The 24,752-nt window shown below is 36.3% G+C and carries 22 protein-coding genes; 10 read left to right on the forward strand and 12 right to left on the reverse strand.

Features of this window, described 5'->3' with window-relative positions; all coding sequences use genetic code 11:
* Position 1 precedes the first annotated feature (1 nt).
* The 3 genes from dapB (at position 2) to mnmL (ending at position 3,181) form a co-directional block, all read left to right on the forward strand.
* A complete protein-coding gene (gene dapB, locus FJR47_RS08615) occupies positions 2-769 on the forward strand; it encodes a 4-hydroxy-tetrahydrodipicolinate reductase (RefSeq protein ID WP_152300035.1) in 768 nt (255 codons plus the stop codon).
* Positions 770-866: 97 nt separating this feature from the next.
* Positions 867-2,222, forward strand: coding sequence for an amidophosphoribosyltransferase (purF, locus tag FJR47_RS08620; protein ID WP_152300036.1), 1,356 nt, complete (start codon positions 867-869; stop codon positions 2,220-2,222).
* Positions 2,222-3,181 carry a tRNA modification radical SAM protein MnmL/YtqA gene (gene mnmL, locus FJR47_RS08625; RefSeq protein ID WP_152300037.1) on the forward strand — a complete coding sequence of 320 codons (960 nt, stop codon included), beginning with the start codon at positions 2,222-2,224 and terminating at the stop codon, positions 3,179-3,181. The genes purF and mnmL overlap by 1 nt, the downstream gene beginning before the upstream one ends.
* Here mnmL and hisIE read toward each other — a convergent pair.
* The 6 genes from hisIE to ppk2 form a co-directional block, all read right to left on the reverse strand.
* On the reverse strand, positions 3,178-3,855 hold the full coding sequence (hisIE, locus tag FJR47_RS08630; protein ID WP_152300038.1) for a bifunctional phosphoribosyl-AMP cyclohydrolase/phosphoribosyl-ATP diphosphatase HisIE: 678 nt from the start codon (positions 3,853-3,855) through the stop codon (positions 3,178-3,180). The genes mnmL and hisIE overlap by 4 nt on opposite strands.
* Before the next feature lies 1 nt (position 3,856).
* Complete coding sequence (locus FJR47_RS08635) at positions 3,857-4,948, reverse strand: prohibitin family protein (protein ID WP_152300311.1); 1,092 nt, start codon at positions 4,946-4,948, stop codon at positions 3,857-3,859.
* A 148-nt stretch (positions 4,949-5,096) separates the two neighbouring features.
* Positions 5,097-6,014 (reverse strand): branched-chain amino acid transaminase, encoded by a 918-nt coding sequence (locus tag FJR47_RS08640; RefSeq protein ID WP_152300039.1) that lies wholly within the window; start codon positions 6,012-6,014, stop codon positions 5,097-5,099.
* A 248-nt stretch (positions 6,015-6,262) separates the two neighbouring features.
* The gene (locus FJR47_RS08645; RefSeq protein WP_152300040.1) at positions 6,263-7,444 is read right to left on the reverse strand and encodes a hypothetical protein; all 1,182 of its coding nucleotides are present in this window, start codon (positions 7,442-7,444) and stop codon (positions 6,263-6,265) included.
* A 173-nt stretch (positions 7,445-7,617) separates the two neighbouring features.
* Positions 7,618-8,622: a phosphate ABC transporter substrate-binding protein PstS gene (pstS, locus tag FJR47_RS08650; RefSeq protein WP_152300041.1), complete on the reverse strand. Its 1,005-nt coding sequence runs from the start codon at positions 8,620-8,622 to the stop codon at positions 7,618-7,620.
* 72 nt (positions 8,623-8,694) lie between these two features.
* Positions 8,695-9,567: a polyphosphate kinase 2 gene (ppk2, locus tag FJR47_RS08655; protein WP_152300042.1), complete on the reverse strand. Its 873-nt coding sequence runs from the start codon at positions 9,565-9,567 to the stop codon at positions 8,695-8,697.
* Between the two features lie 106 nt (positions 9,568-9,673).
* Here ppk2 and pstC point away from each other — a divergent pair, with 106 nt between their 5' ends.
* From pstC to FJR47_RS08690, 7 genes are all read left to right on the forward strand, one after another.
* A complete protein-coding gene (gene pstC / locus FJR47_RS08660) occupies positions 9,674-10,534 on the forward strand; it encodes a phosphate ABC transporter permease subunit PstC (RefSeq protein WP_152300043.1) in 861 nt (286 codons plus the stop codon).
* Positions 10,531-11,373, forward strand: coding sequence for a phosphate ABC transporter permease PstA (gene pstA, locus FJR47_RS08665; protein ID WP_152300044.1), 843 nt, complete (start codon positions 10,531-10,533; stop codon positions 11,371-11,373). Before pstC ends, pstA begins: the two co-directional genes overlap by 4 nt.
* Positions 11,373-12,158: a phosphate ABC transporter ATP-binding protein PstB gene (gene pstB, locus FJR47_RS08670; RefSeq protein ID WP_152300045.1), complete on the forward strand. Its 786-nt coding sequence runs from the start codon at positions 11,373-11,375 to the stop codon at positions 12,156-12,158. The genes pstA and pstB overlap by 1 nt, the downstream gene beginning before the upstream one ends.
* Before the next feature lie 16 nt (positions 12,159-12,174).
* On the forward strand, positions 12,175-12,846 hold the full coding sequence (locus FJR47_RS08675) for a phosphate signaling complex PhoU family protein (RefSeq protein ID WP_152300046.1): 672 nt from the start codon (positions 12,175-12,177) through the stop codon (positions 12,844-12,846).
* A gap of 108 nt (positions 12,847-12,954) precedes the next feature.
* On the forward strand, positions 12,955-14,385 hold the full coding sequence (gene glnA / locus FJR47_RS08680) for a type I glutamate--ammonia ligase (RefSeq protein ID WP_152300047.1): 1,431 nt from the start codon (positions 12,955-12,957) through the stop codon (positions 14,383-14,385).
* 142 nt (positions 14,386-14,527) lie between these two features.
* Positions 14,528-16,186, forward strand: coding sequence for a 2-isopropylmalate synthase (gene leuA / locus FJR47_RS08685; protein ID WP_152300048.1), 1,659 nt, complete (start codon positions 14,528-14,530; stop codon positions 16,184-16,186).
* A gap of 119 nt (positions 16,187-16,305) precedes the next feature.
* Complete coding sequence (locus FJR47_RS08690; protein WP_152300049.1) at positions 16,306-17,283, forward strand: calcium/sodium antiporter; 978 nt, start codon at positions 16,306-16,308, stop codon at positions 17,281-17,283.
* Positions 17,284-17,373: 90 nt separating this feature from the next.
* Here the strand turns inward: FJR47_RS08690 and FJR47_RS08695 are convergent, their stop codons facing one another.
* Genes FJR47_RS08695 through alaS form a run of 6 tightly spaced genes read right to left on the reverse strand, consistent with a single transcriptional unit; the run spans position 17,374 to position 24,697 of the window.
* Positions 17,374-19,338 carry a penicillin-binding protein 1A gene (locus FJR47_RS08695; protein WP_152300050.1) on the reverse strand — a complete coding sequence of 655 codons (1,965 nt, stop codon included), beginning with the start codon at positions 19,336-19,338 and terminating at the stop codon, positions 17,374-17,376.
* The gene (locus FJR47_RS08700) at positions 19,335-20,024 is read right to left on the reverse strand and encodes an ATP-binding cassette domain-containing protein (RefSeq protein ID WP_152300051.1); all 690 of its coding nucleotides are present in this window, start codon (positions 20,022-20,024) and stop codon (positions 19,335-19,337) included. The genes FJR47_RS08695 and FJR47_RS08700 overlap by 4 nt, the downstream gene beginning before the upstream one ends.
* Positions 20,024-21,115, reverse strand: coding sequence for an aminotransferase class I/II-fold pyridoxal phosphate-dependent enzyme (locus FJR47_RS08705; RefSeq protein WP_152300052.1), 1,092 nt, complete (start codon positions 21,113-21,115; stop codon positions 20,024-20,026). Before FJR47_RS08705 ends, FJR47_RS08700 begins: the two co-directional genes overlap by 1 nt.
* A gap of 2 nt (positions 21,116-21,117) precedes the next feature.
* Positions 21,118-21,666, reverse strand: a complete 549-nt coding sequence (maf, locus tag FJR47_RS08710; RefSeq protein ID WP_152300053.1) for a septum formation inhibitor Maf — start codon at positions 21,664-21,666, stop codon at positions 21,118-21,120.
* On the reverse strand, positions 21,666-22,148 hold the full coding sequence (locus FJR47_RS08715) for a hypothetical protein (protein ID WP_152300054.1): 483 nt from the start codon (positions 22,146-22,148) through the stop codon (positions 21,666-21,668). The genes maf and FJR47_RS08715 overlap by 1 nt, the downstream gene beginning before the upstream one ends.
* Positions 22,148-24,697, reverse strand: a complete 2,550-nt coding sequence (alaS, locus tag FJR47_RS08720) for an alanine--tRNA ligase (RefSeq protein WP_152300055.1) — start codon at positions 24,695-24,697, stop codon at positions 22,148-22,150. Before alaS ends, FJR47_RS08715 begins: the two co-directional genes overlap by 1 nt.
* Positions 24,698-24,752: the final 55 nt, after the last annotated feature.

Here is a 24,752-nt window from a genome sequence, read left to right on the forward strand (position 1 = left end):
TATGATTAAAGTTGGTGTTTTCGGTGCAAACGGCAGAGTTGGAAAATTAATTATTGATGATTTAAAAGAGAGCGAAGGGGTAAGTTTAAGTTCAGTATTTGTTAGAAATACGCTTAACTATTCAGTAGATTCATCTGTGATAGTAAGCACAGACATAGAACTGTTTTTAAACAGTTGTGATATTGTTATAGATTTTTCTCTTCCTGAAGCTTGTGAAACTCTACTTGAAGCATCTCTTAAAACTCCGAAACCGCTTGTTATCGGAACAACAGGATTAAGTGCTCATCAGCTTAATCTATTAAAACAAGCAAGTGAAAACATGCCTATTCTTTATGCCACAAATATGTCTTTAGGAGTAGCTCTCTTAAACAAACTCGTATATCAGGCAGCCGCAGCACTTGAAGATTTTGATATAGAAATAGTAGAGATGCATCATAAACATAAAAAAGATGCTCCAAGCGGAACGGCACTTACGCTAGGCGAATCAGCGGCACTTGGCCGAGGTGTAGACTTGGATAAAGTACGAGTAAGCGGCAGAGACGGCAATATTGGTGAGAGAAGCAAAGATGAAATTGCAGTTATGGCACTTAGAGGCGGAGATATTGTAGGTCGCCATACGGTCGGTTTTTATAATGATGGAGAGTTTATAGAGTTAAACCATACAGCAACTTCCAGAAATACATTTAGCAAAGGCGCCATAAGAGCTGCATCGTGGCTGGTTGACAAAGAAGTCGGGCTTTACTCAATAAGCGATTGTTTAGAAATATAAATTAAAAACACTTTTAAAATTAGAAGTCGCCTTAACTATATTTTACTTTGGTTTGAGTATAATTCCATAATTATTATGTATGCTCGAGGAGAGAAATGTGCTAGAAGATATGAATGAAAAATGTGCAGTTGTAGGAATTTACGGTAATAAAGAGGCTTCTAAGCTGGCTTATTTTTCACTTCATGCACTTCAACATCGCGGTCAAGAAGCAGCCGGGATAAGTTCTTCAAACGGAACAAAACTCCAAACAATCAAGAAACGCGGTTTGGTCATGCGTGTATTTGATGAAAAAAAACTTGAAACTCTAAGAGGTTCAAGCGCTATCGGTCATACCCGCTACTCTACTGCCGGAGATGATTCTATTTTGGATGCTCAACCGGTTTTTGCTAGATATGATTTGGGTGAGATGGCAATCGTTCATAATGGAAACCTGACAAATGCAGAAGAAATCCGCAACAAACTTATCGACAAAGGTGCCATTTTTCAAACTTTTATGGACACTGAAAATCTTATTCATCTTATCGCTAAAAGTGAAAAAAGAAAACTACTTGACAGAATTATAGATGCAGTCCAAAGAATAGAAGGCGCTTTTTCACTTGTATTTTTAAGCAGAACAAAGATGTTTGCTATGCGTGACCGTCATGGTTTTCGTCCATTAAGCCTTGGGAAACTTCCAAGCGGAGGCTATATTGTTGCTAGCGAAACATGCGCTTTTGATCTTGTCGGTGCGGAATTTATAAGAGATGTGGAACCAGGCGAACTTCTTATCTTCAATGAAGGCAGAGAGCCAAAAAGCATAAAAGTTTTTGAACCTACCCCAAAACACTGTATCTTTGAATATGTCTATTTTGCAAGACCCGACTCAAAAGTTTTTGGTCAGTCAGTCTACCAAACAAGAAAAAATATGGGAAAAGAGTTAGCACGCATAAAACCTGTTGAAGCAGATATGGTTATACCCGTTCCCGACGGAGGTGTACCGGCAGCTATCGGCTATGCCCAAGAGAGTGGTATCCCTTATGAGATGGGAATAATGAGAAATCATTATATCGGAAGAACTTTTATAGAGCCGACACAAGAGATGAGAGATTTAAAAGTTAAAATGAAACTCTCACCAATGATTGATATCATTAAAGGCAAAAGAGTTATTGTTGTTGATGATTCTATAGTCCGCGGAACAACCTCCAAAAGAATAGTAAGAATGCTTAAAGAGGCAGGTGCAAGCGAAGTCCATATGAGAGTCTCTTCTCCTCCAACAACAGATCCATGCTTTTATGGAGTTGATACCCCAGATAAAGATAAACTAATTGCTTCAAAAATGACTCAAGATGAAATATGTAAATTTATTGAAGCCGATTCACTTGCTTATTTAGATGAAGCATCACTTCTAAGAAGCGTAAATACAGAAGAGGATAACTACTGTACTGCTTGTTTTACCGGAAAATATATAGTTTAATGAAACAAGTTTATACCTTTGGCAACTATTTAAAAAATAAGTTCGGTTGTAAAGTTCACAAAGTTGGTATAAATATATCTGGGTTTACATGCCCAAATATAGATGGAACTGTAGCCAAAGGCGGGTGTACATTTTGTGAAAACGACTCATTTAGCGCAAGTACCGGTGAAACCAAAGAGCTAAAAGGTTTTTATCTAAATCTCAATTCAAAAACAAATCCAAATCTAAATAAACAGCTTGAACAGTTAGAGGCACAATTTAATGCCATAAGCAAAAGACAGCGCCAAGAGTATGGTGCACAAAAGTTTTTAGTCTATTTTCAATCTTTTACAAATACTTACGCTCCATTTGAAACACTAAAAGCACTTTATGACAAAGCACTCTCATTTAATGATGTAGTCGGTCTTAGTGTGGGTACCCGTTCAGACAGTATTACAGAAGAGACTCTTGACTATTTGGCACATCTTAATAAAGAAAAAGAGATATGGGTTGAATTTGGAATACAATCTGTTTATGATAAAACTTTGGAAAAAATCAACAGAGGGCATAATAGCCAAAATGTAAAAGAGTGGATTTTAAAGTCTAAAGAAAAGGGTTTAAATGTTTGCGGTCATTTGATTTTCGGCTTGCCTGATGAAAGCAAAGAGATGATGCTAGAAACTGCCAAACAAGCTTATGAATGGGGAATTGACTCTGTTAAATATCACCCGTTGTATGTAGTGAAAAAAACCGCTCTTGCAAATGATTTTATCAAAGGAAAGTTTACACCAATTAATGAAGATGATTATTTAGATGTGCTTGTTAAAGCTATAAGAATGAAGCCGGCCAATGTATCAGTTCAAAGAGTTACTGCGGGAATTGATGACAATTCCCTGCTTGCACCAGATTGGTGCAGAGACAAAAATCTACAAATTAAAAAAATAAATATGGCGCTAAAACCTTTTAATCTCAAGTATTAATTTCTTGAATTTTTTTCTTCTATTCCGCTCATATTAAATCTGCGGGCTAACTCCTGCTTAATTCTATCAGGGGATATATTTTTTGCAGCAAGCGCTACTAACATGTGATAAGTCAGATCCGCTGCCTCATATATCATCTCTTTCTCATCGTTATCTTTATAGGCAAAACAAAACTCTCCAGCCTCTTCTACAACTTTTTTCAAAATTGTATTGTCGCCTTTACTGAGAAGTTTTGCAGTCCATGAAGATTCAGGATCTGCATTTTTTCTCTCTTGAATAGTATGATATAGAGTATCGATAACGCCATAGAGTGACTCACTGCTCACTTCAACTTCACTCTCAATCTTTCCTGATTCCAACTCTGTAAAAAAACATGAACGCCGTCCCGTATGACATGCTACACCATGCTGCGTTACTTTTATTAAAAGCGTGTCATTATCACAGTCAATATTAAAAGAGTGTATCTCTTGAATATGGCCGCTGCTTTCACCCTTTTTCCAAATTCTCTGTTTCGAACGCGAAAAGTAATGCGCAATTCTTGTTGAAAGAGAGAGTTCGAGAGCCTCTTTATTCATATACGCCATCATAAGAACTTCGTTGCTGTTTATATCCTGAACAATAACCGGCAAAAGATCAATCTTTTGCCAGTCTACTCTATTTATAATTTCTTGCATATTAGTTAGTCAATGATGCTTTTTTTTGTGGATCTTTCATATCAACCCAGATATTTGGAGTTGACCCGCCAGGTGTTAAGAATATTTTTGCATCTTTGTTTTCTCTAAGTGCTTCATTAAACTTACCTTGTATTTGAATCTGCTCAAGTTTTAAAAGATCCGGAGTCAATGATTTAGAGATGAGATAATTTGCTTTTGCTTTTGCTTCAGCTTCGATTGTAACCGCATCAGCTAGACCTTGCGCTTCAATCCTTGCTTTTTCAGCAATACCTCTTGACTCTGCAGCCCTTCTAAGTGCCTCTTGCTCAGCTCTTTGAACTTCTTGCTCAGCTTTTTGAACCTGCTGTTTTGCAATTTGGACATTCTCTATCTGCTCTTTTACTTTTGGAGGCAAAATAATTGCACGAAGCTGTATAGACTGAAGATCAGCCGGTGTGTTCTCCAGCTTCTCTATTTTTTCTCTGATCTGCGTATCAATCTCTGTAGCGATAGAATTTCTCATTTGAGGAAGCATCTCCGCATCATACTTACCGACAACATTTCTTACAATATCTCTTGCAACAGGGTGAATAATTTTATCCTCCCATGCAAAACCCCAGTTTGAAATTGTTTGAGCTGCGAATTGTGAGTCAAGTCTGTACTGAACAGTAAGCTCAATAGAAACCGGTAATCCGCGTTTGTCAAGAACTGTAATAGCAGGTCTTACATTTACACCAAGAGCGTCACTCGCGCCTGATTCAATGCTTGAAGCATAATTAACAATACGAACTTTTGTATCAACTTTATAAACTTTTTGAATAACCGGAATAATAAAGTGAAGTCCCGGAAGAAGCGCTTGATCTGAATATTTACCGTTAGTGCTTAAAATTCCTCTTTGACCCTCTTCAATAATTGTAAAAGGTTTTGCTAATACTAACATTACCACAACAGCAATCAAAAAATAAGCTATACCAGCTTTTCCACCACCAAAGTTAAAATCTAATTTTGGCATTTGTGGACCGCCACCACCGCCGCTTGTGCCAGAAGATTTTTTATCAAATCCTCCGCCTTCGCTCTTTTTTTTGTTAAAATAATCATTCATATCTGATGCCATTGTTATATTGTCCTTCATTTTTTATTCCTTTTATCTGATGTTACACACTTAAACGAACGCGTCCGTTTGAGTGGCAGGGACAAATGTCCCTACAACCCCCTAAAGCTACGAAAAACTTTGTTTTTCGAGAACTACAGGGTTATGCTATTTATATGTATGTTAGGTAATGTTCATACTTTTTATTGCGTCCAAATACTATATCAAAATATGCACTCTGCAATTTTTCAGTCATATCACCGCGAGCGCCACATCCTATCTCTCTTGCATCAACTATGCGTACGGGAGTTATTTCCGCAGCAGTTCCCGTTAAAAATGCTTCATCAGCTGTATAAACATCCTCTCTTGAAAGACGGCGACGCTCAACTTTTATACCCATATCAACAGCTATTTCAATAACCGTTTTTTGTGTAATCGATTCTAAAGAGTTATCATTTGGAGGCGTTATTAACACACCATTTTTTACCATAAAAAAGCTCGCACCGCTTGCTTCTGCCACATAACCTTGATCATCAAGCAAAAGTGCTTCTTCATAGCCGCAGTCTATCGCTTCATACTTTGCCATCTGAGAGTTTAAGTAGTTTGCAACTGCTTTTGCTTTACCCATATTTGAAGTGTTTGCAGGTCTTGTCATAGAAACAATTTTAAGTTTTATACCTTTTTGCATTCCCTCTTCACCAAGATAAGCACCCCATTCCCATGCAGCTAAAACAGTCTCAACCGGAGCATTTTTGTGGTAAACTCCCATGACACCGTATCCTAAAAATGCAAATGGACGAATATAAACATTATCGCCGGTAAATTCATTTTTTCGAATTAACTCTATTTGAGCCTTATTTAACTCCTCAACAGAGTAAGGAATATCTATCAAAACCATCTTTGCAGACTCTTTTAATCTTGCTGTATGATCTTTTAGACGAAAAATCGCATATCCTTTGTCGGTTTTATATGTTTTTGTTCCCTCTATTACGCCATTTCCATAATGCAGAGTGTGTGATAAAACATGAACTTTCGCATCATCCCATGCAACAAACTTACCATTCATCCAAATATATTTGGCAGCATCCATTTAATTCTCCAATAATTACTACATAAAAATTTTGATATTTTATCTAAAATGATGTTTATGTTGTATTAATAATCAACTATTTAGAAACTTTTAAGTAAACAAAGTTTTATAAATTTTTATGCAAATAGGATAAAAAATAGTACAAAGTTTTTAAAACTTTGTACTTTAATAGGGGGGGGAGAGAAAGAAAAAAAGGATATAACACTTTCTTATTCCGGACTTAGTCCGAAATAAATTTTATAAAAGGCCTACCAGTGAACCTCAGCAGTTAACATTGCAGAAGTATAATCGCTGCTGTCACTATTGTCTCTGTTGTATGATTGACCGGAAAGTAACCATTTAAAGTTTTTGTTTTGCTGCCATGCAACACCGTAAATAGCATTTTCTTCAGTATAAGATACTACTCCTGTTGTTGAGTTTTCATTTTCCCATTCATCATAACGAGCAAATGCAGAGAACTGTTTTTTCTCACCAAAACGGAAAGTTCCGTTTACAGAGTACCCTTGACCGTTCCAGTCAGTAGTATTAACTTGGTCATTCTCTGATGTAACATATTGAGCAGAAATTAAGAATGAAGGTGTATTATAAACTGTATGAAAACCATAAAAGTTATAATCTTCTACATTACCTAAAGCATCAGCGTTTGCAGAGTTATCCATATTGTACTGGCCAAAGAAAGATAAATCAAAATAGTCATCTTTAAGAGGTTTTCTTTTCTTCTCGCCATTACCAAGAAGTGCAGCAGTTAATCTCCACTCAGCAGAAACACCGTCACCAATCTCTTCATCATCATTACCATCGTTTTCACCATGATAACCTTCACCGTTAAAAACACCTAGTTCAGATGTAAAGTATGGAGTTTTTGTTTTAAAGTTAACACCTAAGTCCGCAGAGTTAGTAAGATGTCCAGCCTCACTTGTCTCTACAAAAACTTTAGAAACAGAGCGCATCCACCATCCTTGGTGCTCTTCATAATCGATCCATGGACGGTGAGCCATACCAAACTCCATACCCGTGTATGGTAAAACATTGTTTAAATAAAGATACGCATACTTAACGTAAACATCTGCATGCCCGCCATCGTCAGCAGTTTTGTTTGAGTACGTAGCATCCAAAGTAACACGAAGATAACTTTTAGGATCATCTAAAACATAAGCTTTTACTTGAACATAATTTCTTCTAACTTCAAAGTTATTTGTAGAGTCTCCCTCTTTCATATCTTTATTTACAAAACCTAAATAGTGAGTACCGCTAAACTCTAGTTTTGATGTTTTTGAAAACACTGAACTCTCTTTGTTCTCTAAAGCTTTACGGCCTTCACCTGAAGTTGTAAAAACTTGCCCTTGATCATCTACATAAAACTGTGTAGCGCTTAAGCTTGTCGCACCTACTGCCAAAGCAGCTATAGCCGATAAAACGATTTTTTTCATTTTTAAATCCCTTGTTTTGTTGTGGTAAAATTATAGAACTATTAGGTTACATATTGATTACAATTATTAAGTACGAGTGTAATATTTTAAAATGTAAAAAGCCCTTGCATCAATTAAGAAACAAAGGCTTTTTCAGGAGATTTTTTAGAAGAAAGGTAAATGAAAACAGATGACTATTTTATATTGGCTGCCCAATACTCTCTAATCATATTTTTAGTCTCTTGTGGAAGAGGAATATAACCTAATCTTTTAGCACTTTCGTCGCCATTTTTAAAAGCATAATCATAAAATTCGATTACTTTTTTATTTGTTTGAGGCTTCTCTTTTGGAAGAAGAATAAATGTCGCCGCTACTATAGGATAAGAAGTATCACCAGGCTGCAGAGCAAGCATTGCATAAAAATTGTCCTCTTTTGTCCAGCTTGCATATTTTGCAGCAGCTTTGAAATTCTCTTCTGTTGCTTTTACCCATTTGCCGTTTGCCGTCTTAAGAACCGCTGCGCTTAAGTTGTTCTTCTCTTTATATGCATTTTCAATATAACCTATAGAGTAAGGTGTCTGTTTTACTAAACTAGCAACACCCTCGTTCCCTTTTCCGCCGATACCAACAGCCCAGTCAACTGCTTTACCTGTTCCAAAGTTCTCTTTCCAGTTCTTAGAACTTTTTGTCAGGTAGTATGTAAAGTTATAAGTAGTTCCTGAACCGTCTGAACGGTGAACAACTATGATTTTTTGATTTGGAAGATTAAGACTTTTGTTATCAGCCGCAATTGCCGCATCATTCCATTTCGTGATCTTTCCTGCAAAAATATCTGCAACTACCTCGTTGCTAAGTCTTAGAGTTGCATCTGCAATTCCCTCTACATTAAACGCAACTACGATTGAACCGATAACTGCCGGAAACTGTAAAAGCTTATCTTTTGCAAGTTTTTTAGAATCAAGAGGTTTATCAGACGCTCCAAAATCAACTACTCTTTTTGAGATCTGCTTGATTCCTCCGCCTGAACCGATAGATTGGTAGTTTACAAGATTTTTTGTATCTTTTTTGTAGTTAAATGCCCAATCATAATAGACTGGAGCGGGAAACGACGCGCCGGCACCGTTTATTTTGTCAGCCGCGAACGAAGAACTAATTGACGCTGCAGTTACTAAAGCAGCTAGAGCTAATTTCTTTAACATTTGTTTTCCTTTTTGAATGTTTGCGAAATTATAATTGCTCCTTATTACAAGATGATTACAAAAAATACAATATTACTCACCCTCAGATGCAAATTTAAATTGACTCTCCATAGCAATCGTCTCGTCTCTTCCAAATATCACCACATCTTTATCTACTACAATCTCGCTCTCATCTATTTTATCCGGATACTCTACAAAATTTAAAATATGTTTTATTGTATTGATCCTCGCCTTTTTTTTATTGTCGCTTTTTACTATCGTCCACGGAGCTACATCCGTATGTGTTGCACTAAGCATCATATATTTCGCAAGAGCATAAGCATCCCAAAGCTCTTGAGCCTTGGCATCTACTTCAGAAAACTTATACTGCTTTAGAGGATCCTGCTCTCTTTTGGCAAATCTTTTTGCCTGCTCTTCTTTTGTAACCGAGAAGTAAAATTTAAAAATCTTTATATCCTCATCTGCTATCATTTTCTCAAATTGCGGCGCATCTTTTAAAAACTTATGATGCTCTCTCTCGCTGCAAAATCCCATAACAGGCTCGACCATCGCTCTGTTATACCAGCTTCTATCAAAAAAGACTATCTCTCCGGCACTTGGCAAATGAGCCACATACCTTTGAAAGTACCATTGGGTTCTCTCCTGATCACTAGGTTTACCAAGTGCAACAACCCTTGCTCCCCTTGGATTAAGATGCTCGATTATTCTTTTTATGGTTCCACCTTTTCCGGCTGCGTCACGCCCCTCAAAAATCATAATGACTTTAAACCCTTTTTCTTTTACATAGTTTTGAAATTTTAAAAGTTCAACTTGTAATTTTTTCAGCTCCTCTTGATAAATCAAGGTCTCCTCTTTAACCCATATTTTTACTTTTGCGTCTTTATTTCTTCGTCTGTCTCTATCAGCTTTTCTTCTGTCTATATCTATTTCTCTTCTTTCTTTCATAAAAATCCTTTACATTATTATATTAAAAACTTACATTTTTAGTAACCTTTTTGTAATCAAAACAACATAAAATTCAATACCTAATTAAATTAAAAGGAAAGAATACTTGAGCAATATAATAGATAAAATTTTTGCTAATGCAACAAAATTTATAGCTATTGGCATACTATTGCTTGTTGCTTGGATATTTGCCGTACTTTTTGAAAACTCGCTAGAGTCTATTAAAGCTTTTGGATTTAACTTTATCAGTGAAGACAAATGGGCACCAAATTTAGAAAAATTTGGAGCACTCCCCGCAATTTACGGTTCTGTTGTTTCAACTTTTTTAGCAATGATCTTAGCAGTTCCAGTTGCTATCGGTGTCGCAATCTTTTTAAGCGAAATAGCCCATGCAAAAATAAAAACACCGGTAGGTGTCTCGATAGAGCTTCTAGCCGCTATTCCATCAGTAATATACGGTATGTGGGGGCTTTTTTACTTTGTTCCTATTATCCGTGATATATTTGGCGGTATCGGCATCAGCATGCTAACAGCAGGTATAGTTCTATCCATAATGATACTTCCATTTATGGCAGCTGTAACACGAGATGCAATGAATACAACTCCAGATATCTTAAAAGAATCAGCTTATGCGCTTGGAGGAACAAAGTGGGATGTTGTAAAAGACATCATTATTCCTTATGCAAAAGCTGGAATTATCGGTTCTTTTATCTTAGCACTCGGTCGTGCAATCGGTGAAACCATGGCTGTTACTTTTGTTATGGGGAATGTTCATAATATATCAACAGACTTAACACAGCCCGCAACATCAATCCCTGTAACACTTGCAAATGAGTTTGCAGAAGCAGACAGCGGACTTTACTATTCATCTCTATTTGAACTCTCACTTTTATTGCTTGTTATAAGTTTTACAATTATATCAATTGCTAAATTTTACTTTTTACGCAGAAGAAGGATTGGACAATGACACATACGCAAAAAAGAGTTATAGCAAATAAGATAGTCATGTTTCTATCTACCGTCTCTGCCACTATCGGAATAAGTTTTTTGTTTTGGATACTTGGTGTTTTAGTTATCAACGGCATAGAAGCACTAAATATGACTATTTTTCTTAACGAAGGAGCTCCTCCAGGAAATGATAGCGGCGGTCTAAAGCATGCACTTATTGGTCAACTTCTTATTGTATTTTATGCATCAATTTTTGGCGTTCCTCTTGGAATATTAGCCGGAACATATTTAAGCGAATATGGTCTAAAATCTAAACTGGCAGAAACCATACGCGATATTTCAGACATTATGATGTCGGCTCCAAGTATTGTAATAGGTGCTTTTGTTTACGCAATCGTTGTTGCTCCAACAGGACAATTTAGCGGCTGGGCAGGTTCTATTGCACTTATGATTATAATGCTGCCTATAATCTTAAGAACAACTGATGATATGCTGCATTTAGTTCCATCAACTCTGCGGGAAGCAGCTTTTGCTCTAGGTGCGCCAAAATACAAAGTTATTATTCAAGTTGTTTACCGCGGTGCCAAAGCAGGTGTTTTAACCGGCGTATTGTTAGGAGTTGCGCGTGTTGCTGGAGAGACTGCACCGCTTCTTTTTACTTCGTTCAACGACAACTTTTTAAACACCGATATGAGCCAACCAATGGCTTCTCTTACAGTTACAATGTACAACTATGCGACAAGCCCATATGAAGATTGGCAGCGTCTTGGCTGGGCAGCCGCATTTATATTAAGTATGTTTATTTTGACGCTTAATATACTTGGACGACTATTTTTATTAAAAAAGAAAGGTAGATAATGGCTACTATTGTTGATATAATAGAAGAAAAAGCTTTAGAAGTAAATAATTTTGAATTTACATATGCAGGTGCAGATGAGCCAAATATAAAAAAATTGAGTATGCCTATCGCAAAACAGAGCATAACTGCACTTATAGGACCATCAGGATGCGGCAAAACAACACTGCTTAGAAGTTTTAACCGTATGCATGATCTCTATCCGGGCAATAAATACGACGGGGAAATACTTTTTGAAGAGAGAAATATTTTAGCTCCAAAAGAGGATCTTATACAACTTAGAAGCCAAATAGGAATGATTTTTCAAAAACCTACGGCATTTCCTATGAGCGTATTTGACAATGTTGCTTACGGACTTAAACTTCAAGGCTTAAAAAACAAAATGGAACTTCAAGACAGAGTTGAAAAAGCACTTCAAGATGCTGCAATCTGGCAAGAGGTAAAAGATAGGTTAAAGCATGATGCAAATGGCCTTTCAGGCGGTCAGCAGCAGAGACTCTGCATCGCAAGAGCAATTGCAGTTGAGCCGGAAGTGCTTCTTTTTGATGAACCGACTTCCGCACTTGATCCGATTTCTACCGCGGGAATTGAGGAACTAGTTGTTCAGCTTAAAGAAAAAGTTTCCATTATCATAGTTACCCACAACATGCAGCAAGCCGCTCGAGTAAGTGACTATACTGGATTTATGTATTTGGGTGAACTTGTAGAGCTCGGTCGCACTGAAGAACTTTTTGTAACACCAAAAGAGAGACTAACCGAAGAGTATATAACTGGTAAATTCGGTTGATAAAAAAAGGAATAACATGTTAACAAAGTATGATAAAAAAATAGACAATATAAGAAAAAAGATATCTCACCTCTTAGAGAATATTGCAATGGCTGATGAACTCTCTTTGGAAGCATTTAAACAATCAGATGCAACTAAATTTAAAGAGGTAGAAACAAAACTTGAAAAAATTGCTTTACAAGGTGATGCCATTGATAATGAGATTATAAAAACTTTTGCACTTTTTGGTCCGGAAGCAAAAGAGCTTAGATTTTTAGTGGCATATCTAAAGATGACTAACGAAATAGTCCGTACTGGGGAAGGAGTAAAAAAATATGCTCGCAGAATGAATGAACATACGAGTAATGGATGTAATATTGAACAATTTAAACCAAGCATCTTGCTTCTTCACAAAAGCAGCGTCAATGCTCTTAAATATATTTTAGAGTGTTTTAATCAGTATGAAAATTGCAACTATGAAGACACTTATAGAAAAGTGCTTGTTGAAGAGAGCATGAATGATGATCTTTTTGCAGTTCTGGAAAAAGAGATACTTAATAAAATAATCGATGAAAAAGAACTCTCCATTGATTATGTTAAAATTCTCGGAAGTCTGAGAAAATTAGAGAGATCTTGTGACAGAAGTGTAAATATTGCAAATCTAATGATGTATGCAGAACAAGGTGGAGAGATTAAACTTTTTAACTAATTTATTTAAAATTATCAAAACTGATTAAATTTTAAGCAATTGACTCTTTTTTTTTCATAAATTAATAGGGTATACTATTATTAATAAAATTTGATGGAGATATGTATTATGGGAAAATTTGTTAATAATATAGATGAGTTTTTTGCTTTTTGTGAAGAAAATGATGTTCAATTTGTAGATTTAAGATTTACAGATATTAAAGGTACATGGCATCATGTCAGTTACCGTATGAGTGCGATAAATAGTGAGCTATTAGAAAGCGGTCTCCCTTTTGACGGCTCATCAATTGACGCATGGCAGCCGATTAATAGATCTGATATGATTTTAAAACCAGATGTTCCTACAGCATTTTTAGATCCTTTTACTGCAGATCCTACTATTATTGTTTTTTGTGATGTGTATGATATATACAAAGAGCGTATGTATGAGAGATGTCCTCGTTCAATTGCAAAAGCTACACTCAAACATGCTGAATCTCTAGGAATAGCTGATGCTGCATATTTTGGACCTGAAAATGAGTTCTTTGTATTTGACAATGTTCAATTTGTAGACAATCCTAATGAAGCTGGATATAAAATTGATACTGAAGAGGGAGAGTGGAACTCAAATACAAACTATGCAGATATGTACAATACAGGTCATAGACCTGGAAACAAGGGTGGATATTTCCCAGTAGCACCTACTGACAGCATGGTTGATTTAAGAGCTGAAATGATGATGGTTTTAGAACAAGTCGGTTTAGAGGTTATTTTGGGTCATCACGAAGTGGCACAAGGTCAAGGTGAAATCGGTATCGTATTTTCAGATATGATTACTGCTGCAGATAATGTTCAAAAACTAAAGTATGTTGTTAAAATGGTAGCTCATTTAAATGGCAAAACTGCTACATTTATGCCAAAACCTATTTTTGGAGACAACGGAAACGGTATGCATGTGCATCAATCTCTTTGGAAAGAGGGCAAAAATCTTTTCTATGAAAAAGGAAACTATGCAAATATAAGCGAAATGGGTCTTCACTATATTGGTGGTATATTTAAACATGCTCGTTCTATTGCTGCATTTACAAACCCTACAACAAACTCATACAAAAGACTTATCCCTGGGTTTGAAGCACCTTCGATTTTGACTTACTCTTCTCAAAACCGTTCAGCGTCTTGTCGTATACCTTACGGTGCAGGTGAAAAGTCAACTCGTGTTGAGATGAGATTCCCTGACTCTACAGCTTGTCCATACTTGGCATTTTCGGCATTAATGATGGCAGGTCTTGATGGTATTAAAAACAAAGATATTCCAATTGGTCCTATGGATATAGATCTATTTGAATTAACCCTAGATGAAATTCGCGAAAAAGGTATCCCTCAAATGCCGCACACACTTCGTGGATCACTGGAATCTCTTATCCGTGACAATGATTTCTTAAAGCCGGTATTTACACAGGAATTTGTAAATGCATATAAAAATTACAGATTTGAGCGTGATGTTTGGCCGGATGAAGGTCGCCCTACTGCTTACGAATTTAAAACAACATTCCAGTGTTAAACATATTTTAAATCTTAATTCCCGCTTTTTTGCGGGACAACTTCACTTTTTAAAACAATCAACTAATCACTAATTTGCTATAATTTCAAAATAATAACAGTATGTAAGAGTGCGTTATTAAATTCAAGTTTAAAGGTTTATTATGAAAAATATTCCAGCGGGAAAATATCGTCCCTATCCAAAAATAGATTTGCCAAATAGAAAATGGCCAAACAATACAATAACAAAAGCTCCGAAATGGTGCAGTGTTGATTTACGCGATGGTAATCAAGCACTTATAAATCCAATGAACATGGATAAAAAACTTGAACTTTTTTCACTCTTACTCAAAATCGGATTTAAAGAGATAGAAGTTGGCTTTCCATCCGCATCAAAAATTGAATTTGATTTTTTGAGACGCTTAGTTAATGACAAACTTATTCCTGATGATGTAACGATACAAGTTTTGGTTCAGGCAAGAGAACATCTTATCGCTAAAACTTTTGAAGCATTAAAAGGTGTAAAAAAAGCAACTATTCATCTTTACAACTCAACATCAACAGCACAACGCAAAATGGTTTTTAAAAAATCAAAAGAGGAGATAATCGCTCTTGCACTTGAAGGTGTTGATTTGGTTAAAAAATATGAGAAAAAACATGATGGAGAGATATTTTTAGAGTACTCGCCTGAGAGTTTTACCGGAACCGAGCTTGAGTTTGCAGCAAAGATATCAAATGCGGTAACTGCAAGATGGGGCATAAGCGATAAACGAAAAGTCATTATCAACTTGCCGGCAACCGTAGAGATGTCAACCCCAAATGTGTATGCCGATCAAGTTGAATGGATGAGCGAGCATTTAGACAACAGAGAAAATGTCATTATCTCAACTCATACACACAACGACAGAGGAACAAGTGTAGCTGCTACAGAGTTGGCACTTTTAGCAGGAGCTGACAGAGTAGAAGGAACACTTTTAAGCAACGGTGAGAGAACTGGAAATGTCGATATCATAACACTTGCACTTAATATGACAACACAGGGTGTTGAATCAAATCTTGATTTTAGCAATGTAAATGAAGTCATAGATGTGGTTGAAAGATGCACTGAAATAAAAACCCATGTTCGTCATCCATATGTTGGAGAGTTGGTTTATACTGCATTTTCAGGTTCACATCAAGATGCAATTAACAAGGGCTTGGCACATAGAAAAGCAAGCAAAGAAGTTTTTTGGGAAGTTCCGTATCTGCCGATAGATCCTGAAGATGTCGGAAGAAGCTATGAGAGTATTATTCGTATTAATTCTCAATCGGGAAAAGGCGGAGTAGCATATATATTAGAGAAAAACTTTGGATACCAGCTTCCAAAAGCGATGCATCCTGAAATTGGAAAACTTGTTCAAAATGTTAGCGATAAAAAAGGTCAGGAACTAAGCAGTGAAGAGATTCTTAAAATTTTTGAAGATAACTATTTTCATGTAAAAGAGCATATCTCTTTAACCGATTTTACCGTTTCATCCGTAAAAGGCATTTCTAAATGCACTTTAACCTATATCTACAACGGCAAAGAGATTACAGTTGAAGGTGAAGGAAATGGCCCTGTAGATGCATGTAAAGATGCTTTAATGAAAAACTATAAAAATGATTTTATTATAAACTCATACTACGAGCACTCTTATGGGAATCAAAGTTCTGCAAAGGCCATAGCATATATTGAAATACAAACCAAAGATACTCTCTCATGTTTTGGCGTAGGAGCAGATAATGATATAGCGACGGCATCTGTTAAAGCTCTCTTTTGTGCTTTAAATAGAACCTTTCATTAAGTTTGTTTGCCAAAAGAATTTAATTCTTTTGGCGCTAAAACGATAAATTTTACTTTTTATCATATCTAAACTCTTTAGCATCTTTATTTAGATAAAATTCCAAAAAAATTAGGAAATATATGATTCTTTTTTCTTTAGCGATTATTATCGGTTTTGTACTTTTAGTTTGGAGTGCGGATAGATTTGTAGAAGGCGCAGCATCAACTGCCAAACATCTTGGAATGCCGACACTTTTAATCGGTATTTTGATAGTCGGTTTTGGAACAAGTGCACCTGAAATGGTTGTCTCTGCAATAGCGGCAATGGAGGGCAATCCTGCTCTTGCACTTGGAAACGCTCTAGGCTCCAATATAGTAAATATTGCACTTATTTTAGGAATAACAGCTATTGTAACGCCCATAGCAGTTCATTCAAAAATAGTAAAAAAAGAGCTGCCGCTTTTGATCTTAATTGTTTTGGTAACAGGATATCTGCTTTTTGACGATGCACTCACACTAACAGAAGGCATAATTCTCTTAAGTGCTTTTTTTGCTCTTATCGGATGGTCTATTTTTGCTGCAATTAAAGGCAGAGGGGATACTTTAGAAGATGAATTTGAGAATGAACTGCAAGAGCATAGCATGAGTTTAAAGCAGGGAATTATCTGGCTTACAATCGGCATTGTTTTATTGATTATAAGTTCTAGAATTCTTGTTTGGGGTGCGGTAGGTATTGCTCATGAGTTCGGAGTAAGCGATTTAATAATCGGTTTGACGATTGTAGCTCTTGGAACTTCTCTACCTGAACTTGCTGCTTCGGTTGTCGCTGCAAAAAAAGGTGAACATGATATAGCGATAGGAAATGTTGTAGGTTCAAATATGTTTAACTTACTGGCTGTTATCGGCATAGCAACTGTTATAAATCCTATGAATAATATTGCACCTGAAGTGTTACAAAGAGACTGGATAGTTATGCTAGCTCTTACTATAACTCTTTTGATTATGGCTTATGGTTTTAAAGGAAAAGATGGAAAAATAAATAGAGTTGAAGGGGCTATACTTCTACTTTGTTATGTAGCCTACAATGCCTATCTTGGCACAAGTTTAAGCAGTTTTTAGAGACAACTATTTCAAAAACTGCTTTAATATTCACTTTTTGTAAAATACAATTTCACTAATATCAAATCAATAAATCTTTAAGCGCAAAAATCAAAATAGAAGCATCTCATCAGCATTTACATCACTCTCTGCACGAGGCGGCTTTGATATATCACTAAAATACTCTTTTCTTCCATTTATATCTACCTCAATAATTCCCTCTGGGGGCTCAAACTTTCTTTGAATCTGCGGGTAAAGTTTTAACACATTTTCATAGTACATCGAAAAAGCCGGTCCGGCTATCATACCGCCTGTTTCTCTTTTATGCATCGGCGTATTATCATCATTTCCAAACCACACAACGGTCTCTATAGTGGGCGAATAACCTGCGAACCAGCCGTCTATATTGTTGTTTGTTGTTCCTGTTTTTCCTGCAAGTTCTATACCTTTAACATCTGCTCGTCTTCCTGTACCTCTTCTTACAACATCTTGAAGTATTGTTGTCATTATATAAGCCTGAGTCTCCTCTGTAATAAAACGGGCCTTTTCTCTTTTTTCATAAATTGTAGTTGCACCTTTGTTTATATACCGTATCAAATGCGGTTCAACTTGAATACCAGAGTTTGCAAATGATGTATAGTACTTTGCCAACTGTAGAGGTGAAAGCGTTATACTCCCGAGTGCAATAGACATATTACGAGGAAGATTTGAAATACCAAACTTTTTAAACTCTCTAAGCAGCTGTGACAAACCGATATCATTTACAAGATTTACTGTAGCAAGATTTCTTGAGTGAACAAGCGCCTCTCTAAGTGTTAAAAGACCTTTATAGTTTTTTTCATAATTTTTTGGCTGCCACTTTAACTCTTCCCCATCTTTTTCATATGTGTATGTTCTGGCGATATCAATCAGTTCCGTTGCCCCAGAATAACCCAAATCTATAGCAACTTGATATATAAACGGCTTAAAAGCAGAGCCTGGCTGACGGCGACCCTGTGTAGCTCTATTATAGGAGCTTTTTTTATAATCAACACTGCCGACTAGCGCTAAAATATCCCCAGTTTTTGAATCCAAAGAGACAAGCGCACCGTTTAAAAGAGTAGTATTGCTTTGTGAATTATCATAAGCTTTATAACCCTCAATTCTCTCCAATGACATCTCATAAGCTTTTTTCAGAGAATCCTTTGCAGCTTCTTGAAGTCTCATATCTATGGTTGTATATATCTCATAACCGCCTGTTTTTATATCATCTATGCCTAACTCCGGAGCTCTTCTTAGCACCTCGTCTACTATAAATGGAGCACTGTTTTGTGTTAATGTATCATCATAAACTTCCGGTTTCTCTAACAACGCATTGCTATATGTATCTTTATCTATCCAACCAAGATCATACATTCTCGCTATTACACGATTTGCCCTGCCCATAGATATCTCATAATTTTTGGTTGGGGCATAAGTGCTTGGAGCTTTTGGCAAACCTACTAGCATTGCTATCTCTTTTAAAGTAAGATCACCTAATTTTTTGTGAAAATATCCATCAGCTGCTGTTTTAATGCCGTAATATCCATGACCGAAATAGATCTCATTTAAATATCTTTCAAGTATCTGCTCTTTTGTTAAAACTCTCTCTAACTTAAGTGAATAGATAAGCTCTTTTACTTTTCTTGATAATTTTTTCTCTCTTGTCAAAAGTTTATTTTTTACCAATTGCTGTGTAATAGTGCTTGCCCCTTCAACCAGCTTACCTGCTTTTATATCTTTTATAATTGCTCTAAAAATAGCATCTATATTTATACCGGGATGTTCAAAAAAGGTGGTGTCTTCTATCGCTAAGAGTGCCTCTATTGCTCTAGGCGGAATCTCATCGAAATATGCATAGTATCTGTGCTCTTTTTCAAAAATATTTGCGATTTTTTCATCATTTTTATCATAAAATCTTGTTGTAACAGGCGGATTGTAATTAACCAGCGATGATATGTCATAATCTTTTCCGACTAAGAAATATGCAAGCACTGCAAATGGAGTTAAAAAACCAATCAAAAAAAGTGTAAAAAATATATTTTTAATTATTCTCATATTCTAAATTCCCTATTTGCAAAATTTGCATCCATTAAAATTTTTGTATATTCAGCAACCGGATTTTGCAATATATCTTCCATTTTTCCACTCTCTACAACTCTGCCCTCTTTTATAATACATATATCTTCACACACTATTTTAGCAGAATTCATATCATGTGTTACAAAAAGCATTTTAAAACCAAACTCATTTTGAAGAGCTTTTAAAAGGTTTAAAATAACAGTTCTTGTTTTAGGATCGAGTGCAGTTGTGGGTTCATCTAGTAAAATAAGTTCGGGCTCACTGCTTAGTGCCATGGCAATGACAACTCTTTGAAGCTGTCCCCCTGAAAGCTCCGGAGGAAACCTCTCTAATAGTTCAATATCCAATCCGACTTGAGCAAAAAGTTTTTGAATTTTTGGCAGTGGAATAAAAAACTGTCTCTTTATTTTTGTAAGAGGAGAGAGTGCTGTAAATGGGTTTTGAGGCACAAAAGCCAAAGTCTCCCCGGCAGTGAGTTTAAAGCTGTTTTCATACTCCAACTTCACCTCCATACTCTCAGGAAGCATTCCAAGCAACGCTTTAATAGTCAAACTTTTACCGCTTCCGCTCTGACCTACAAGAGCCAGCGAGGAGGTAATATTAAACGCTATATCTACTAATTTTTTTTTATTAATTGTTATTTGCAATTTTGAGATATTCATTATTTAATTTTAGCTAAATTTATACATAGCTCTCTTAATTCTTCACAACTATTACCTACTCTTGCTATAAGCCGTATAATTGCAGATTCTACAGTCGGCTGTCTAATACCTCCGACCGCATATCCAAGATTTTTAAGTTTATCACGGATTTCTATAACTTTTTTATTATCATTTATAACTATAGGAACAATCAAACTATCGGTTTTAATACCCAGCTCCTTATAAATTATCTGTTTTCTTAAACTTATCTCTTTTTTAAGCGACTCTCTATTTTTCAGTATATACTTCAATGCATTATGCGCTAAAAGTGTATCGTAGAGTGAAAGCGAAGTTGCATAAATAATAGGTTTTGCACGGTTTATCAGATACTCTATAATATGTGAAGATGCCAATATAAAAGCCCCAAAACTTCCATACGCTTTTCCAAGAGTTCCCATTTTTATATAGTTTGGTTTTATGACAACACCATAATAATCAAAAACTCCCATAAGTTTATCTCCCACAACTCCGCTGCTATGAGCCTCATCTACTATCAATAACGCATCATATCTGTCACAGATAGCAAAGACATCCTGATGAACCAAATCACCATCCATAGAGTAGATTCCCTCTACTGCAACAATTTTTCTCTTTGCATCTGATGACTCTAGCAGCTTCTCTAGTTCACTCATATCATTATGAGGAAAAAATATAACATTTATACTCTTTATTTGAGTTGCCAATACTCCCGAAGCGTGATACTTCTCATCCATAAAAAGAGCATCATCTCTTCGAACCAATGACTCAATTAAAGCAATATTTGCATTAAATCCACTTCCTAAAATCACACCCTCTTCAAAACCGTTTGCTTCACATAAAGCCGTTTCAAAATCTTTGTGAATCTGATGATATCCATTGACTAAAAGGGAGGCTTTTGAGCTGTGAAACGGTAGTGCTGAAAGGGCTTTGCATGTAGATTCATGAAGTTCCCTTTTATGCGATAAACCAAGATAATCATTGGATGCAAAATCTAAGATATTTGTATCAACAATCTCTCTTGTTCTATATCTTTTTGATTTTTTTAGTGCCTGCAGCTCTTTATCGTAATACATTGTTATAAAGCAAATCTTTTTAATATTTCAACATTAAGGCCCATAGCTGTGCTCTCATGACCCTTTACACTTTTAATATAGGGCTTGCAAAAACCCTCAACCATACATGCACCCGCTTTTTGACGCCAATCTCCACTTAAAAGATATCTCTCTATATCATCCAAATCAAATCTCTTAAAAAGATACTCTGTTGTTGAAATATCAATGATTTTTTCTCTTTTTGAGAGATAAATCATGCATGTAATAATGCTTGTACTATTTCCACTTTGCGTCAGTAAAATATTTCGCGCATCTTCAATACATTTTGCTTTTCTAAGAATATGACCTTGAGAGGTAACTACGGTATCGGCGACCAAAAGAGGATACTCTTTAAAACCAAACTCTTTTAAATTTGCTTCAAATTTTCCAAGAGTTGCCTGATATACAAAATTTTTAGGAGATGAGGCAATTATGCTCTCTTCATCAAAATCCACGCTCTGCTGAACAAACTCTATTCCCGCTTCTAAAAGCAGTTTCGCACGAGTTGATGAGGATGAAGCAAGCCGTATCATTAGAGACTATTTGAGAGGTATGTTCCTATAAATATAGCTATGATTCCAAGAGCAATATTTATAGGTACCATAAATTTTCCAATAAATTCTATCTGATTTTTTGCACCGACCATATCGCCTTTGTTTAGCAGTTTTTCACCTCTGGCTCTTCTAAAAATCATAACCATTAAATTAAGAAACATTAGAGTCCAAATAGCCTCTTTGGCATGCGAAAGCGGCGCCAAATCACTACCATTTAGACTATACCCTTTTATCATAAAAACCGCGGTTATTAAAAGAGTGATTACAAATGGAAGCACTATATTAAAAAGGCGTTTAAGTGCATATGCAATATGTTCTAATCTTTTTTGCGGGGATTCTATATTTAAAAAAGATTGATGTGCTGCATAACGCATAGCAATCATTCCGCCAACCCAAACAACACCGCTTATTACATGTAAAAAAATTATAAGTGTTCTGTACTCTGCAAATATATCTTGCATTATGATAAAACCTCAGTTATAAATTTCATAGCCTCTTCTTTTGCTTCAGCTATTTTTGAGATATCTTTTCCGCCTGCTTGTGCAAAATCGGGACGACCGCCGCCGCCTCCTCCTAAAATCGGAGCAATTTTTTTAATCCACTCACCCGCCTTGGCGTTTGAACCTTTTACACCTGCAGCTATTAAAACTTTATCCCCTTTTACCTGAAAAAGCATTGCACAAAGTTTTTCATTCTGGTTTTTAAGTTCATCAATCTTCTCTTTGATATCACCGCTTGAGAGCTCATCAACAACAACGCTCACACCGTTGATTTCATTTGCTTTTATCTCAACTTTTATGCTGTGAAGGGCTTCATTAAGCTCCTCTTTTAACTCAGAAATATTTGATTTTAATCTTGCAATACCTGCAATAACATCAAGATTTTTTACCTCAGATTGAATCTCTTTAATCAGAGTTCTTTGCTGAGCAAAATGCTTATACGCTGCATGTCCGCAAACTGCTTCTATGCGTCTTACGCCGGCGCTTACACCACTCTCTTTAGTGATGATAAACGAACCGATAACTGCCGTGTTGTCTACATGTACACCGCCGCAAAATTCAATGCTTGCATCATCAAAACTTACAACTCTTACCTCATCACCGTATTTTTCGCCAAACTGCGCTTTTGCACCTGATTTTTTAGCATCTTCTATATTCATAATTTCTGTTTTTCTAGGCAGTGCGCGCATTATTTGGTTATTTACTCTTGTTTCTATTTCAACCAACTCTGCATGTGTAAGCGCCTTTGGATGTGAAAAATCAAATCGAAGTCTGTCTGCTTCCACCAATGAGCCTGCTTGAGAAATATGATCTCCCAAAACATCAAAAAGCACCGCATGAAGCAGATGTGTAGCAGAGTGATGTTTTGTTATCTCATTTCTTGAAATATCTACATGTGATTCAACAATATCTCCAACTTTGAGCTCTTTTTCTAATGAAATTTTTGAAAGATTCAGTCCAAAAAATTTCTTTGTATCTTCTACTTTTGCGAAACCTTTAAGTTCTCCAATATCTCCACACTGTCCGCCGCTCTCAGCGTAAAATGGGGTAGTATCTAAAAAAGCCCACCCTTTTGAGCCTGCAATAAGTTTATCTGCATGATGGTAGTTCTCATCTAAAAGCGCTAAAACCCTGCCTGCGTGGCTTATACTCTCATATCCAACAAAACTGTTTTCGCCAAACTTCTCTAAAAGCTCTTTAAAATCTCCATGAACCACATCATCTCCACTGCCCTTCCAAGCAGCTTTTGCACGACTTCTCTGCTCTTGCATCAACTCTTCGAATGTATCCAAATCAAGTGTTAAGTTTTTCTCTCTCAACATATCTTCAGTTAAATCAAGCGGAAAACCAAATGTATCATAGAGTTTAAACGCAACCTCACCGCTAAAAACATTCCCGGTATTTTTCAACTCTTCATTAAAAAGTTCAATTCCTGAAGCGATTGTTTTAAAAAATCTTGCCTCTTCAAGTTCTGTCTGCTCTTTTACCACAGCCGCTTTTTGAGCTAAGTAATCATACTCTTTCCCCATAATAGAGACAACAGTATCGATAAGTTTATACATAAATGGCTCAGTAAAACCAAGAAGATATCCATGTCTAACACCACGGCGAAGAATACGGCGAAGTACATAGCCGCGCCCCTCGTTTGAGAAATTTACACCCTGCGCAAGAAGAAAAAGCACTGTTCGTATATGATCAGCTATTACGCGATATGATGCCCCTGTTGCGTAAACATACTCTTTGCCTATAAGCTTTTCAATCTCATTGATTATTGGCATAAATAGCGATGATGAGTAGTTGCTGGTAGCCCCTTCGCTAATAGCAACAACACGCTCTAGACCCATTCCCGTATCAATTGAAGGCTTTGGAAGCGGAGTCAACTGACCATCAGCGCTTCTTTCATACTGCATAAAGACAAGATTCCATATCTCTAAAAATCTATCGCCTTCTCCGCCCATATAATCTTCTGATGAGTAAAAATTCTCTGCGCCCTGATCATAAAAGATTTCACTGCATGGTCCGCATGGTCCTGTATCTCCCATCTGCCAGAAGTTATCTTTATCTCCAAGTCTCATAATTCTATCTTTGCTTACATGTTTTTGCCAAAGAAGTTCTGCTTCATCATCGCTCTCATGCACAGTTATCCATAACTTCTCTTTAGGAAATTTCAAGACCTCGGTTATAAACTCCCATGCATACTCAATAGCTTCTTCTTTGAAATAATCTCCGAAACTAAAGTTGCCAAGCATCTCAAAAAAAGTATGATGTCTTGCCGTATACCCTACATTTTCCAAATCATTATGCTTTCCGCCTGCACGGATACATGTTTGGCATGAAACTGCTCTAGGATTTTGCGGAGCCGGTACCTCGCCTGTAAAAATAGACTTAAAAGGCACCATTCCTGCATTATTAAACAGCAGCGAAGCATCATCAGGGACAAGCGGTGAACTCGCTACTCTATCGTGTTTTTTTGATTCAAAAAATCTTAAAAATTCTTCTCTAATATCCATAAACATATCTCTTGGTGTAAAATTTCGCGATTATATCTAAAAATAACATTGTAAC

Origin of the sequence: Sulfurimonas xiamenensis (assembly GCF_009258045.1) — a bacterium.
GTDB classification, from domain to species: domain Bacteria; phylum Campylobacterota; class Campylobacteria; order Campylobacterales; family Sulfurimonadaceae; genus Sulfurimonas; species Sulfurimonas xiamenensis.